We start from the raw sequence: 13,843 nt of genomic DNA, 5'->3' as shown, positions 1-13,843 counted from the left end.
CCGCCGCAGAGTGTCCAGACCCCGATCCGGCGCGTCACTACCAACCCCGAGCCCGGCAAGCGCAGAACGCTGGACGATGCCACCATGAACCTCATGCGCGCAGAGAGCAAGCTGGAAGATGCGAAGATGCGGCAGCAGGCGGGTGTCGAGCCCCTGCCGGGAGAACGTACCGGTATTGTCGGCGGCGGCACGCGCCTCAACAGTGCCTACCAGGCGCGGCAGCGCGCGCTGGCCAGGGGCGTGGCCGAAGCAAAAGAGGAAGTGCGCCGGGCTATCGCCGAACGCGATGCATTGAAATAGCCCGTCAAATATAGCCCGTCAAACAGCCCGTCAACGACTCGCCTTCACTGCGCCGACATGGCCGCATCCCGCATCGCTCCGGCCGGCAGCGATGCCACCCATGATTGATATCCCGCGCGGTCGCGCTGCTGCCAGAATCGCGCCAGGTGCGTGGCGGCCGCCATCTGCATCTCGCCGTCGGCGATCGACGGCAACACCGCCGCCACCTCCTTCGGTCTTGCATACGACCAGCGGTACAGCAGGTTGAGTGCCGTGTCGCCATAGTTTTCATCGGTGCTGTACTGGGACAGCCAGTTCCAGGCGGAGGGCAGGTCGTCCTGCGCCTTCTGCATCGCGAGTTCACCCATCAGGCTTTGCCTGATGACGGGGTCGGATGTCCGGTTCAGGTAATTCGCCGCCTGGTTCGGGTTGTCGGCCACCAGGCTGGCGCTGACTTCATTGAGGACCTGCGACGGCGATTTGTCGGTGTGCTGAAGAACATTGCCGACCCATGCATAAGCCTGTGCCGGGTCCTGCTGCGCATACGCGACAGCGACCTGCTGGATCAGGGCAATCGACGCCTGGCTTTCCATCCCGGCGACGGTCTTGGCCGCCAGCGGCAGGTCGTCGCGGATCAGGTTGGGCAGCACCGCGGCGATCAATTCGCCTTGCGGGTCGCGCCCCGGATTCTGTTGTAGCCAGGTAAGTGCGTCATGCGGCGCTTTTTCGGCGATCGCGCCCAGCGTCGCGGTGAGAACCATGTTTGCATCATGGCCGATGCTGTCGATATAGGCCTGGAATTTGTCCGGTTGCTCCCGTGCCAGCATGGCAAGCGCATTCGCGACGATTTCCTGGCGCTCTTCGGCCCGGATGCTTTCCAGTTGCGACAAGGCCTGTGCGGGATGTTCGCGCACCCATCGGTTATAAACCGCCTGCAGCTTGCGGATGCGCTCGTCGGTCGCCGGTTCCTGCGCCATGTTGCGCAAGGCGTTGTGGAATGCGGCTTCAAGTTCGCCGGCCGGTATGGCGGTGCCGCCGGCGCGCATGACCTGCATCAGGTCTGCGAACGTGAATCCGCCCGTGCCACCTTCTCTCTTTGCCTGAGCGGGGCCGGAAGCTCCGCTGGGCGCCCTGGCAGAATCCGCTGCCGCTGCCTTTATCCCGGGTGGGTTTTCATTCTCGATGCGCTCGAACAACTGCATGCCGATCGGCACACCGATCAGCGGCGCCAGCAGGAAAGGAATCACGTGCTTGTAGTTGAATGCCATCGTTGCTCTCAGTACATGCGCGGCGGACCGGACAATCCATCCGCCACGCAGCCCGATCAGTATGGGCAGGTCTCGCGATACTCGGAAATTGCCGTATTAGAGAGGTCTGCCTGGTGTTCCGTTCCGCACAAGTAAGGACTGTAGCGGGTGTCATTGTCGATGAAGCGCTTCATCCACGATACGCCGTACTTGCCGATCAGCCCGGCATTGCTGTTGCCGCTGTTGGCGCAGCTATGGCTGCCGTTGTTGATCTCCAGGTAGGCCTTGTCGACGGTGCTGGAGATCGAGTTGTAAAACGGCGAGGCATGCGACGACACCGGCGCGGTCGAATCGCTTTCGCAGGCGATGATCATCGTCGGTACGGTGACCGTGGAGAAGTTCGTCGAACTGTTCCATGGAGCGAACGGGATTGCCGCCTTCAGGGTGGGGTTGTCGCGCGCGGCAATCAGCGAGCCGCCGCCGCCCATCGACCAGCCCATGACGCCCATGCGATTCGGATCGACCTTGCGGTAGATCGGATGGGTGCTGGTGTTGTTGAAGGTCTTGAGCTGCTCCAGCGCGGCCATGAGCTGGGTGGCGCGGCTTGGCGGCTGGTCGCCGCTAGCGTTGGTATCGATGGTGATGACGACGAAGCCGTGCGAGGCCAGGCGCGGACCCCACCAGCTGATGCTGGACTGGGAGGCGAGGTAGCCGGGAACGACGGCGATGGCGCCGAAGGGGCCGGTTACGTTGGTGGGGTGGTAGATGGTGCCCTGGCGGTAGCCGTTGGCCTGGGTCGACGACACGGTCGTCGTGGCATAGGTGAACGGCCCCGTGCCCGATTCCAGCAATGCCTTCGTCGGGTTCGGTCCTTTCTGGAACGGATTGGTCGGTGTTTCGCCGCTGATGCCTTCCAGCCGGATGTTGTCGACCGAGTAGGTTTCGGAACTCAGGCTGGCACTGATGCGGAACCGCAGCCGCAACTGCGCCTGGTTCTGTGCGGCCGCCGGCAGGTTGAACGTCACCCTGCCGGACGCGGTCCGGATCGATTCGATGGTCGTGTACGTGGTGCCGTCGACTGAGTACGACGCAATGCCGCTCTCGCCGGTATCCAGTCCGGAGGTGACGCGGTCGAAACTCAGTGTGAGGCCGGTGAAGCCGGTGGTATTGATCGGGTTGGAAGTGATGGTGCCGTCGGTGCCTGAGCTTCCCGCCATGCGTGCGCCATACGTGCCGGTTGTGACGCTGCCGGCGGAAGTGAAGTTGCCGAGGCCGCTGGAAAAGCTTTCCTCGAATACGGCCACCTGCGCCTGGGCGGCAAACGACAGCAGCAGGCCGCCTGCCAGCATGCCTGCTTTCGTTAGTGTCGTCATGCGGCTGCACGTTGCTGAACGGGCAGGGGAAGGCACCGGCGACCGGCCGGTAGTGATCTGATGCTGCATTGTCTTGTCTCCGTAATTATTGGTTGGCGCCGACCATGTCTGCGCCTTTTGAAATGAATATTGCTGTTGCGTGATATGGCGGGGATGGTTCTCCTGATTGCGGTTCAACTGCGGAAAATGGCGGACGGCGTGCCTGGTGTCGACGGCTTGTCCCGGAAGTACACCATCGGCAAACGCTGCAGCAGATTGTGTCCGAGCCGTCAGCGAAACAATTGAACGCAGCGGTCGTTGCGGATGTACGAGGGCGTCGTGCCGAACTTGTTCCGCCAGGTCCGTGACAGGTGCGCGGAATCGGCGAAGCCGGCGTTATGCGCAACCTCCGTCAGCGAATTGTCCGCCAGCAACAGGTTGGCGGCGGTGGCCGACTTGTACCAGAACATATAGCTCTTGAGCGACAGGCCGACTGCCGAGGAGAATAGGTGCGTGGTGCGGCTGTTCGAAAGGCCGAGCTGCTTCGACAGTTCCGACAGTGAGCACAGCGGATGGCTCTCCATGATCTGAAGCACGAGCTCGGTATGGCTGCTGCGCCGGTAGAAGATCGGCAGTTGTGCGACGGTTCTCTCCACCACCGCGTGGAACAGCGCGTCGGCTTCGGAAAGACTTGTCTGGCCCTCATATGCACGGAGAAGCTGCGGGTCGAGGTCGGCATATTTTTCGCGCGCCAGCGGCGTTATCCCGGTATCGGAAAAGCGCCGGAACGCGCGGTAATCGAGATGGAACGGCGAAATGTTCACGCTGACAAGGCCGATATTTCTGGCGCGCAGGGTGCGGGCAACCAGCGGCGACACGGCAAAGGCCGAATGCCGCATGCGACAGCCTGCCACCTCGAGTTCCATCGGTTCGTCTGTCGCGGAAAGCAGCACAACGGCACTATGCCGGGCGGTATTTTGCGTCACTACCCACGGGCTGGTATAGATGAATCCCTGGTTGCCGACCCAGTAGATGTTGTCCTTCATCAGCGACGACAGCGCGCCGTACGACGGATGCGTTCCGGGATGAATTCCGCCACGGGAATCCGGGTAAATCAGCGACTGGCTTGGCATTGCGTATGGTATGGCCCGTTGAATGTGCAGTTTTTCGGATCAAGCAGCAGTACTTCGTCGGCGGCTTCGGAATCGATCTTACCGATGAGCACCGCAACAAAACCAGCGTCTGACGTTCATTGGAAAAAAGCACGTGCCTCGATATGTCTTTTTGTCAATAAAGCGTGCAGCCTTTGCGGGAAACATTCTGTGCAGCGCAAAAGTGAAACAATTGAATCCAGCGGCTACGTCGCCTGGTTGTTGCGATACGTCAAGTAAACGGGAAGCGTGGCCAAGTGACTGATTTTCGGTCCTGGGCGGCGCCATCAACTTTCATGGCACACTGCCCATTCCGTTCGCCAAACTGATCAACTGCCGATGCCAAGAAAGCAACCTGCCGTCCTCACTGTCGACGCACCCATGGACACCGGCCGCCTCGACTCGCTGCTTGCATGGTATTTCGTCATCATCTGGGGATCGGGCTATCTGGCCAGCAAGACAGGCATGCAATATGCCGCGCCCTTTACCTTCCTCACCTTGCGCTATGCCTTCGGCATACTTTGCCTGCTGCCGTGGATGCTGATGGCGCGTCCGTCCTGGCCGTCCAGCCGGCGGGAGATCATGCATATTTGCGTCGCCGGACTGCTGATGCACGCCGTCAATCTCGGCGGCAGTCATCATGCCCAGTATCTCGGCATGTCGGCCGGCGTCACGGCATTGCTGTTGTCTACGCAGCCGTTGCTCACCGCCGTGGTCGCGCATAGGCTGATGGGGGAGCGGCTGGGCGCCGCGCAGTGGGCGGGTGTGGTGCTCGGACTCGCGGGCGTGATGCTGGTGGTCTGGCACAAGATCGATGTGCAGGCCGTAACGCTTGCCAGCCTGTTTGCCGCGGCGGTATCGCTGACCGCCATCACCGCCGGCACGCTGTACCAGCGGGCATTCTGCAAAACGGTGGACCTGCGCAGTGCCGCTCTCCTGCAGTTCGTCATTTCATTGGCGGTCCTTGCGCCGCTGGCATGGATAGGCGAGGGCATGGTCGTGCGCTGGAGCTGGCCGCTGGTGTTCTCCATCCTGTTCCTCGTGGTGCTGGCCTCCATTCTTGCCGTCAATGCGCTGCATGTCCTGATGCGGCGCGGGCAGGCGACGAAGGTGACCAGCCTGTTCTTCCTCACGCCCATCGTGGCGGTATTGCTCGAATGGATGATGTTTGGCGTGGTGCCGACCTTGCTGAGCGTGGCCGGCATTGCGGTGACGTGCGCGGGCGTGGCCCTGGTGTCGGGTATCCGGCGCTAGGGTGGGGTGTCGTTCGACCTCGCTGCCAAACCGTTCCGCTATTCCATGAGAAGGTTGTTGCGCATGCGCCGCACCAGTTGCAAACCGCTATCAATTTCGGCGCTGCTCAATCCCTCCAGCATGACGGAACGTAATTCGCCGGATATTTTTTCGATGATCCGGATTTGCTCGGCCGCTTTTGTTGTCAGCACTGAATACTTGCGGCGTTTGTCGTCGGGCGATGGAATGCGTGCGATTAGCTCCTTCTGTTCCAGCACATCCAGCAACCGGACCAGCGTCGGGCCTTCGATACCCAGCTTGCGCGCCAAGTCGCGCTGCATCAATCCGTCGGGGTGACGATGCAATTGAACCAGCACCTGCTGCATCGATTGATTCAGCCCATAGGGCTTCAGGCGCGTGTTCATTTCATAGCGCCACGTGCGCGAAATTTCGCCGATGGTTTGTCCCAGTTCGCGCTGGCGTTCCGGGAGGGGCAGGTGCTTTTTCTGATCCATGCGATAGGCTTTTCGTTTGTCCGGGACATGATACACTAATCGATAGTATTGCTAACGAATGTATCTCATGCATTATTCGTGATTGTTGCTGCAAAGATTCACCTGGCTTCAAGACCCGCCCTTTCAATAACCAACGATTCCATCATGCAGCGAAAGCTCAAGCATCTATTCATTGGCGTCATCATTCTTGCTATCGGCTTTGGCGGGTATTTCAGTTTCCGCAGCAAACCGGAACAAACGGTACAGAAGCCGCGCAACGCGGCGCAGACAGTATTGACCGCGCGCGCCGAACGCAAATCCATTCCCATCACCGTGACCGCAAACGGCTTCGTCACTGCCATCGATACCGTTGAAGTGCGGCCCCAGGTGCAGAACGTGGTGCGCAACGTGCATGTGCGCGAAGGCCAGGAAGTGAAGGCCGGGCAACTGCTGTTCACGCTCGACGAGCGCAGCGACCAGTCGGGCCTTGCACGTGCACAGGCGGAGGCGGCCAGCGCGCGCGCCGAGCTCGCGGAAGCCGAGCAGGCGCTCAAACGCAACCAGGAATTGGTGGAGAAGAAGTTTGTATCGCAGGCTGTCGTCGACAGCGCGCGCAGCAAGGTCGAAGCCTTGCGCAGCACAGTGCGCGCCGGCGAGGCGAGCGCCAAGTCGAGCGCGATCGCGCTTGGCAACAATCGCATTACTGCCAGCATCGACGGCCGTATCGGCATCATCAACGTGCATCCGGGCAGTCTTGCGCAGCCGTCGGGCGATCCGATGCTGACCATTTCCCGGCTCGACCCGATCGCCATCACCTTTTCGTTACCGGAGCGCGAGCTGTCGAATATCCGCGCCACCTACCCGCAGGGCGGCGCGCCGGTCACCGCGCTGCTTGCCGGCAACCGCGAAACGCAGGGGAAGCTGATCTTCATCGACAATGCGGCGGATCCGCAAAGCGGCACGATCCGCATGAAGGCGGAGTTCCCGAACAAGGAACAGGCCCTGTGGCCCGGCACCTACGTCAATGTGCGCCTGGTCTCGCGCACCGTCCCTGACGCCGTCACGGTGCCCACGCAGGCGGTCGTCACCGGACCGGAAGAAAAATTCGTGTACATCGTGCAGCAGGACGACACGGTGAAGCAGCAGAAAGTCAATGTGATCGCGATCGAAAACGGACTGGCCGCGTTGTCCGGCGTCGAAGCCGGTGCGCGCGTCGTCGTCGAGGGCGCGCAGAATCTGCGCCCCGGCGGCAAGGTCAAGGAAGCGCCGTCACCACAGGCATTGGCAGGCACGAAACAGGAAGCAACGGCGACAAAATAGCGGCAGGCGGTATCAGCGCCAGGTGCGATGCCATGGGGAACGGGAATGCCGACCCGGCCCCGTTCCCCATCGCGGGAAACAATGAAGCTTCACCCATGCTTCACTTCGAAGCGGCATGACAGGAACGACAGTGAATATCTCAGAACTCTGCATACGCCGGCCGGTCATGACCGTGCTGCTGTCCGCCGCAGTGGTGGTAATCGGCATCTTCGCCTACATGGTCCTGCCGATCGCCGCGCTGCCCAGTTACAACACACCGGTGATCAATGTATCGGCGTCCCTGCCTGGCGCCAGCCCGGAAGTCATGGCGGCATCGGTCGCCACGCCGCTGGAGAAACAATTCTCCACCATCGCGGGCCTCGCTACCATCAGTTCCAGCAGCACCCTCGGCAGCACCTCCATCACCCTCGAATTCGAACCGAATCGGGACATCGATGCCGCCGCGGTCGATGTGCAGGCGGCGTTGCTGCGAGCACAGCGCGGGCTGCCCGACGAAATGACATCGCTGCCGGACTACCGGAAAGTGAACCCGGCCGACGCGGCGGTGCTGCTGCTGGCGCTGACCTCGCCTTCGCTTTCCCTGTCCGAGCTGAATGACTACGCCGAAAACCTGATCTCGCCCGCGCTGTCCACCATCAGCGGCGTGGCGCAGGTGCAGGTGTACGGCCAGCGCCGCTATGCGGTGCGCATCCGCGTCAAGCCGGACGAACTGGCCGCCCGCAACATGACACTGGATGAAGTCGCCGCCTCGCTGCGGGCCGCCAATGCCAACACCCCGGTCGGCACGCTCGACGGTCCGCGCCAGACCCTGACACTGCAGGCCAACCGGCAGTTGCAGAATGCGGCTGCGTTCGCCGACCTCGTCATCAAAAGCAACCAGGGCGTGGTGACGCGGCTGAAGGATGTGGCGCTGGTGGAAGACAGCGTCGAATCGACAAAAAGCGGCAGCTGGGTGAACGGCAGCCCGTCCATCGTGCTGGCCGTGCAGCGCCAGCCGAACGCCAACACCGTGGCGGTCGTAGATGCGGTGAAGCAGACGCTGCCCCAGTTCGAGTCGCAGATGCCGGCCTCGATCAATGTGCAGGTGCTCAACGACCGCTCGGTGTCGATCCGCGAAGCGATCCACGACGTGGAACTCACCCTCCTGCTGACGGTGGCGCTGGTCGTGCTGGTGATCTTCCTGTTCCTCAAGCGGCTGTCCGCCACGATCATCCCGGCGCTGTCGTTGCCAATCTCGCTGGTCGGCTGTTTTGCGTTCATGTACTGGCTCGGCTACAGCCTCAACAATATCTCGCTGCTGGGCATCACCATCGCGGTCGGCCTGGTGGTCGACGATGCGATCGTGATGCTGGAAAACATCGTGCGCTACATGGAGGAGGGGATGGAGCCGCTGGCCGCCGCCCTGAAAGGTTCGCGCGAAGTCAGCTTCACCATCCTGTCGATCTCGATTTCCCTCGTTGCGGTCTTCATTCCGATCTTCTTCATGCCGGGCGTGATCGGCTTGCTGTTCCATGAATTCGCGGCGGTGGTGTCGCTGGCGGTGCTGGTGTCGGCGGCCGTATCGCTGACCCTGGTGCCGATGATGTGCGCCTTCTACCTGAAGCATGAAAGGCACGGAGTCCAAAAGAAGGAAAATATCGTCATCCGATCCTTCGACCGCATGTTCGACGGCGTGGTGCGCGCCTACACCCGCGGACTCGACTGGTCGCTTGCGCACCGCTTCACGGTGCTGATGGTGGCCTTTGCCACCTTCGCGTTGACCGCCGTGCTGTTCGTCACGATTCCCAAGGGGTTCTTCCCCAGCGAGGACATCGGGCAGATCAGCGCGCAACTGCGCGGACCCCAGGATGCGTCGTATCCGACCATGGCGGCGCTGGTCAAGCAGACCGCCGATATCATCGGCAGCGATCCGAATGTCGTCAGCGTCACATCGCGCGTAAGGGAGGGCAACACCGGTTTCCTCTTCATCGGCCTCAAGCCGCGCTCCGAGCGGGCAAATATGGATACGGTACTGCGCGATCTGCGGCGCAAGGTATCGGCGGTACCCGGCGCGTCGGTGTTCCTTACGCCGGTCCAGAACTTGCGCCTCGGCGGACGCACCAGTGCCAGTCGCTATCAGCTGGTACTGCAAAGCGTACGCGCGAAGGAATTGGACGAGTGGGCGGAAAAGATGCAGGCGCAAATGCGCGCCGACCAGGCCTTCCTCGATGTCACCAGCGATACGCAGATGCGTGGCCTGGAAGCGGTGGTCGATATCGACCGCGACCGCGCCAATGCCGCCGGTGTGCGCGTCGACGATATTCGTACCGCGCTCTACAGCGCCTACGGCGAGCGCCAGGTATCCACCATCTTCACCAGCAGCAACAGCTATTCGGTCATCATGCAGGATGTGAACGCCGGCAAGCAGGATGAGAACGACCTTGCCAAGGTATATGTCCGCAGCGACACCGGCACCTTGCTGCCGCTGACCAGCGTGGCAACGGTGAGGCGCACCGCCGGACCGATCTCGGTCAACCACCAGGGCCAGCTCGAAGCGATCACGCTGTCCTTCAACCTGCCGCCCGATGTGCCGCTCGGCGAAGCCACGCGCAAAATCGACGCCATGAAGGCGCAGATCGGCATGCCCGCCAGCATCATCACCTCCTATGCGGGCGATGCGGCGGTGTTCCAGTCGTCGCAGGCCAGCCAGGCGGCATTGCTGATACTGGCGGTGCTGGTGATCTATGTATTGCTCGGCGTGCTGTATGAGAGCTATATCCATCCGATCACCATCCTCGCCGGCCTGCCTTCGGCGGCGGTCGGTGCATTGCTTACGCTGAAGCTGTTCGGCTTCGATCTGACCCTGATTGCCACGATCGGCATCCTGCTGCTGATCGGCCTGGTGAAGAAGAACGCGATCATGATGATCGACTTCGCCCTCGATGCCCAGCGCACCCAGGGCATGGCGCCGACCGAAGCGATCCGCACCGCCTGCCTGCTGCGCTTCCGCCCGATCATGATGACGACACTGACCGCCGCCGTCGGCGCCTTGCCGATCGCGCTCGGCCTCGGCGCCGGCGCGGAATTGCGGCAGCCGCTGGGACTCGCCGTGGTGGGCGGGCTGCTGGTGTCGCAGGTGATCACGCTGTTCATCACGCCGGTGATTTATCTTTATCTCGACCGCTTCAGCGGCAAGGGTCCGCTGGAACTGCCGGCCGACAACAAGGCGCTGCCGGGCGATGCGGTGCCTGCCCACGGAACCTGAACATTGGAGCGGCCATGCACACATCCGGATATCCCGGCATCTTCGTATCCCACGGCGCGCCGACGCTGCTGCTGGAGGACGTGCCGGCCAGGCACTTCCTCGCCGGATATGGACAGCATCTCGGCAAGCCGCGCGCGATTATCGTCATCTCCGCCCATGACCTGGCATCGACGTCGGTCGTGAGCACTGCGCCGCGCCATCATGCGGTGCACGATTTCCGGGGATTCCCGCAGGCGCTGTACGAGATGGATTACACGCCGCCCGGCGATGCGCCGCTTGCGCAGAAAGTCGCCGTCCTGCTGCGTTCGGCCGGGCTCGCCGTGGAGGAAGCGGAGAATCCCGGCCTCGATCATGGCGCCTGGGTGCCACTCAAACTGATGTATCCGGAGGCGGATGTGCCGGTGGTCAGCGTATCGCTCGACATGTCGCTGCCGAATGCACGCCTGATCGAAATCGGCAGGGCGCTCGGCGGACTGCGTGCCGACGGCGTGCTGATCATGGCGTCGGGAAGTTTCACCCATAATCTGCGCGAATTCCGTCCGGGCCAGTTGCATGCCGAGCCGCCCGCGTATGCAGTCGAGTTCGCCGCCTGGATGAGCCGGGTACTTCTTGCACGCGACGACCAGGCGCTGATCGACTGGGAACGCAATGCCCCACATGCCCTTCGCGCACATCCGACCACCGAGCATTTCCTGCCCCTGCTGGTGGCGTATGGAGCAGGTAACGAGCGCACTGAACTGCTGCACAAAAGCTTCACGCATGGCGTCATCGGCATGCACGCGTTCGCATTTGCGTAAATCTGGCCGGCAATCGCACGGCGAACATATCAACGCCGCCTCGGTGAGGCCGGCTTCACAATCCGCCGCGACGCATCGCCTCCTTTTAGCGTCCCGAACATCACCGGGCGGAAATCCGCGAGGGGTATGTGCCGAAACGACGATCGGGATCTGATGGGGCGGTAGTCGGACTCTCTTTCCCTGCAAGGGGGAGGAGGTGATAGCGGCTGTGGGTCCGCGTGAACGTGAACGGAGACTACCCCTTCCCGCAAACAAATACCTCCACCTCAGGCGCATTCTCCGCCTCGCCAATCACGTCGCTAAACGAACGACACCGCCCATTTGCACACAACGCATAGTCTGCAACATAGGTAGACCGCGTCAGCTTCAGACGCGGTAACGCAGGCAACGCAGGCGTGTAGTGCCAGACGCCATCCTTCAATACGGCGCCTTCCGGCGGTTCCATGCCGGCGCCCGACCCGCGGATGCGCGCCTCGACCAGTTCCAGCTTGTCGCCGGCCAGGCGGTAATCTTCTTCCCAGCGGATTTTTTCGATGGAGTGGGTCCAGGCCAGGGTGAAGGCCTGGAGCGGCAGGGCGACCGTGATGGCCGCCGCTGCCAGGCAGAGTGCCGTCATGCAAGCGCCAGCCGGCGCTTCTGCCAGAAATGCCAGGCGAAGAACGCAGCCGACATGCCCAGTCCGAGTTCATCCGTGATCGGCAGTGCGACAACCAGCAAGGCTGCGGCCACGGTGACGAAGATGCGCTCGATCAGCTTGAGCGGTGTCCAGAAGAAGCCGACCGCCGCCGCGCTCCACAAGGTGATCGCCAGCAACGCCTTGAACACGACGTACACCACGCCCAATGCGGTCCAGTCTCCCTGCAACATCAGCGCTGGTGTATAGACCGCCATGAAAGGCACGACGTAACCGGCAATTGCGAGTTGGGTTGCCTTCCAGCCGGTCTTGTCCGGGTCGTCCTTCGAGATCGAGGCCGCCGCGAACGCCGCCAGTGCGACTGGCGGCGTGAGGTCGGCCATGATGCCGAAATAAAACACGAACATGTGGCTGACGATCAGCGGCACGTCGAGCTGCAGCAGCGCCGGCGCGGCGATCGCGCTGGTGATGATGTAGTTCGGGATCGTCGGAATGCCCATGCCGAGAACCAGGCACACCAGCATGGTCAGTACCAGCGAAATGAACAGGCTCTTCTCGCCGACAGTCAGGATGAAGCCCGCGAACGAGGACGCTGCGCCGGTCAGTGTCAGCACGCCGATGATCACGCCCACCACCGCGCAGGCGACACCGACCACGAGCCCCTGCTTTGCCCCGTCCACCAGGCTGGATTTCATCGTCTGCAGGGTTTTGTGACCGCCCTGGATGAAGAAGCAGCACAAGCACAGGAAGCCGATCACGCCAAGGATGGGATAAATGCCGAATTCAAGGAAGGTGGCGGCGGCGAGGCCGGTCGCGACCCAGAACACGTAGCGGAACGCCTGCATCGAAATGCGCGCGGAGACCGCCGCACCCAGGATCAGGATGGCGGTCAGCGCCAGGCCAGTCAGGCCGGCGAACATCGGCGTGAAGCCATGGAACAGCATGAACACCAGTGCCGCCAGCGGCAGCACCAGGTGCCAGTCGGCCTTGATGGCTTTCCATGCGCTCGGGCACTGGTCCTTCGGCAGGCCCATCAGTTTCAGGCGGCCGGCTTCAAGGTGCACCATGACGAAGACGGTGAAGTAATACAGCAAGGCCGGGATGATGGCGGCCTTCACGATTTCCGAGTACGGCACGTTCAGGGTTTCGGCCATGATGAACGCAACCGCGCCCATCACCGGCGGCATGATCTGCCCGCCCATCGACGCGGTCGCTTCCACCGCGCCGGCGAAGACGCCGGAATAGCCGAAGCGCTTCATCAGCGGAATGGTGAACTGGCCGACGGTCAGCACATTGGCCACCCCGGAACCGGAGATGGTGCCCATCATGCCGGACGACACTACGGCCACCTTGGCCGGGCCACCCTGCGCATGGCCCACCAGGCCGAGCGCCACGCTGTTGAACAGCTTGATCATGCCGGCATGTTCGAGGAACGCGCCGAAGAGAATGAAGAGGAAAATATAGGTCGCCGACACCATGGTCGGAATGCCGAAAATGCCTTCGGTGCCGATGAAGAGCTGGTCGACGATCTGGTCGAAGCCGAAGCCGCGATGCGCCAGTGAACCGGGCAGGTATTCCCCGAACAAGCCGTACAGGAGGAAGGCAGCGCAGATGACCGGCAGGGCCATGCCCATGATGCGACGTGCCGCCTCGAACACCATGACGACCATGATGGTGCCGACGACCAGGTCAGTGGTGCTCGGATCGCCGGCGCGCAGTATCAGGTCGCCTTCGAAGATCCAGTGATAGGTGGACAGGACGAACGCACCTCCGGCCAGCAGCCAGTCGTACCATGCAACCCGGGAGAGGTCGCTGCGCTTGACGGCGGGGTACAACAGGAAGGTGATCATCAGCAGGAAGCCGACGTGCAGGGAGCGGATCACCAGGCTGGAAAGCGGATGGAAGGCGGCGACGATCAGCTGATAGGTCGAAAAGGTGAGCGCTGCCGCGATCAGGATCTTCAATGCATAGCCGCCGAGCTTGCGCTGGATGCCATGCTCCTGGAATTCGTCGGCGGCCGGGATGGCCTGGCCGGGCTCGGGGTGAAGCAGTTCTGCCATGCTTGTCTCCTGATTCGGCCGGAAGGCACTGC

Annotated in this window: 11 protein-coding genes; 5 read left to right on the top strand and 6 right to left on the bottom strand. The window is 62.2% G+C overall.

Annotated features, from left to right (window positions below; genetic code table 11):
• The coding region (locus tag V7080_RS05165; RefSeq protein ID WP_334187340.1) for a hypothetical protein at positions 1–300 on the top strand (300 nt) is incomplete at its 5' end.
• Positions 301–344: 44 nt separating this feature from the next.
• On the opposite strand, the gene V7080_RS05160 is transcribed toward V7080_RS05165, so the two are convergent.
• From V7080_RS05160 to V7080_RS05150, 3 genes are all read right to left on the bottom strand, one after another.
• Positions 345–1,547 (bottom strand): hypothetical protein, encoded by a 1,203-nt coding sequence (locus V7080_RS05160; RefSeq protein ID WP_334187339.1) that lies wholly within the window; start codon positions 1,545–1,547, stop codon positions 345–347.
• 56 nt (positions 1,548–1,603) lie between these two features.
• Complete coding sequence (locus V7080_RS05155; protein WP_334187338.1) at positions 1,604–2,968, bottom strand: poly(ethylene terephthalate) hydrolase family protein; 1,365 nt, start codon at positions 2,966–2,968, stop codon at positions 1,604–1,606.
• A gap of 200 nt (positions 2,969–3,168) precedes the next feature.
• Positions 3,169–4,011, bottom strand: a complete 843-nt coding sequence (locus V7080_RS05150) for a helix-turn-helix transcriptional regulator (RefSeq protein WP_334187337.1) — start codon at positions 4,009–4,011, stop codon at positions 3,169–3,171.
• Positions 4,012–4,368: 357 nt separating this feature from the next.
• Between V7080_RS05150 and V7080_RS05145 the strand changes: the two genes are divergently transcribed.
• The gene (locus tag V7080_RS05145; protein WP_334187336.1) at positions 4,369–5,283 is read left to right on the top strand and encodes a DMT family transporter; all 915 of its coding nucleotides are present in this window, start codon (positions 4,369–4,371) and stop codon (positions 5,281–5,283) included.
• 38 nt (positions 5,284–5,321) lie between these two features.
• Here V7080_RS05145 and V7080_RS05140 read toward each other — a convergent pair whose 3' ends face one another.
• A complete protein-coding gene (locus V7080_RS05140; protein ID WP_334187335.1) occupies positions 5,322–5,777 on the bottom strand; it encodes a MarR family transcriptional regulator in 456 nt (151 codons plus the stop codon).
• 144 nt (positions 5,778–5,921) lie between these two features.
• Here V7080_RS05140 and V7080_RS05135 point away from each other — a divergent pair, with 144 nt between their 5' ends.
• From V7080_RS05135 to V7080_RS05125, 3 genes are all read left to right on the top strand, one after another.
• A complete protein-coding gene (locus V7080_RS05135) occupies positions 5,922–7,076 on the top strand; it encodes an efflux RND transporter periplasmic adaptor subunit (protein ID WP_334187334.1) in 1,155 nt (384 codons plus the stop codon).
• A gap of 130 nt (positions 7,077–7,206) precedes the next feature.
• The gene (locus V7080_RS05130) at positions 7,207–10,320 is read left to right on the top strand and encodes an efflux RND transporter permease subunit (protein ID WP_334187333.1); all 3,114 of its coding nucleotides are present in this window, start codon (positions 7,207–7,209) and stop codon (positions 10,318–10,320) included.
• Between the two features lie 14 nt (positions 10,321–10,334).
• Positions 10,335–11,117, top strand: a complete 783-nt coding sequence (locus tag V7080_RS05125) for a DODA-type extradiol aromatic ring-opening family dioxygenase (protein ID WP_334187332.1) — start codon at positions 10,335–10,337, stop codon at positions 11,115–11,117.
• Between the two features lie 235 nt (positions 11,118–11,352).
• Here the strand turns inward: V7080_RS05125 and V7080_RS05120 are convergent, their stop codons facing one another.
• Both V7080_RS05120 and V7080_RS05115 read right to left on the bottom strand, forming a co-directional pair.
• Complete coding sequence (locus V7080_RS05120) at positions 11,353–11,733, bottom strand: DUF1850 domain-containing protein (protein ID WP_334187331.1); 381 nt, start codon at positions 11,731–11,733, stop codon at positions 11,353–11,355.
• Positions 11,730–13,811 (bottom strand): TRAP transporter permease, encoded by a 2,082-nt coding sequence (locus V7080_RS05115; RefSeq protein WP_334187330.1) that lies wholly within the window; start codon positions 13,809–13,811, stop codon positions 11,730–11,732. The genes V7080_RS05120 and V7080_RS05115 overlap by 4 nt, the downstream gene beginning before the upstream one ends.
• Between the last annotated feature and the right edge of the window lie 32 nt (positions 13,812–13,843).

The organism is Noviherbaspirillum sp. (assembly GCF_036846085.1).
GTDB lineage: Bacteria > Pseudomonadota > Gammaproteobacteria > Burkholderiales > Burkholderiaceae_D > Noviherbaspirillum.
Note: the sequence above shows the minus strand (reverse complement) of the source record. Positions and strands in the feature narration are given on the sequence as shown.

Bases quoted from the DNA above. Each gene is read 5' to 3' on its own strand.
- V7080_RS05160 (WP_334187339.1), bottom strand. From the start codon at position 1,547: ATGGCATTCAACTACAAGCACGTGATTCCTTTCCTGCTGGCGCCGCTG.
- V7080_RS05155 (WP_334187338.1), bottom strand. From the start codon at position 2,968: ATGCAGCATCAGATCACTACCGGCCGGTCGCCGGTGCCTTCCCCTGCC.
- V7080_RS05150 (WP_334187337.1), bottom strand. From the start codon at position 4,011: ATGCCAAGCCAGTCGCTGATTTACCCGGATTCCCGTGGCGGAATTCAT.
- V7080_RS05145 (WP_334187336.1), top strand. From the start codon at position 4,369: ATGCCAAGAAAGCAACCTGCCGTCCTCACTGTCGACGCACCCATGGAC.
- V7080_RS05140 (WP_334187335.1), bottom strand. From the start codon at position 5,777: ATGGATCAGAAAAAGCACCTGCCCCTCCCGGAACGCCAGCGCGAACTG.
- V7080_RS05135 (WP_334187334.1), top strand. From the start codon at position 5,922: ATGCAGCGAAAGCTCAAGCATCTATTCATTGGCGTCATCATTCTTGCT.
- V7080_RS05125 (WP_334187332.1), top strand. From the start codon at position 10,335: ATGCACACATCCGGATATCCCGGCATCTTCGTATCCCACGGCGCGCCG.
- V7080_RS05120 (WP_334187331.1), bottom strand. From the start codon at position 11,733: ATGACGGCACTCTGCCTGGCAGCGGCGGCCATCACGGTCGCCCTGCCG.
- V7080_RS05115 (WP_334187330.1), bottom strand. From the start codon at position 13,811: ATGGCAGAACTGCTTCACCCCGAGCCCGGCCAGGCCATCCCGGCCGCC.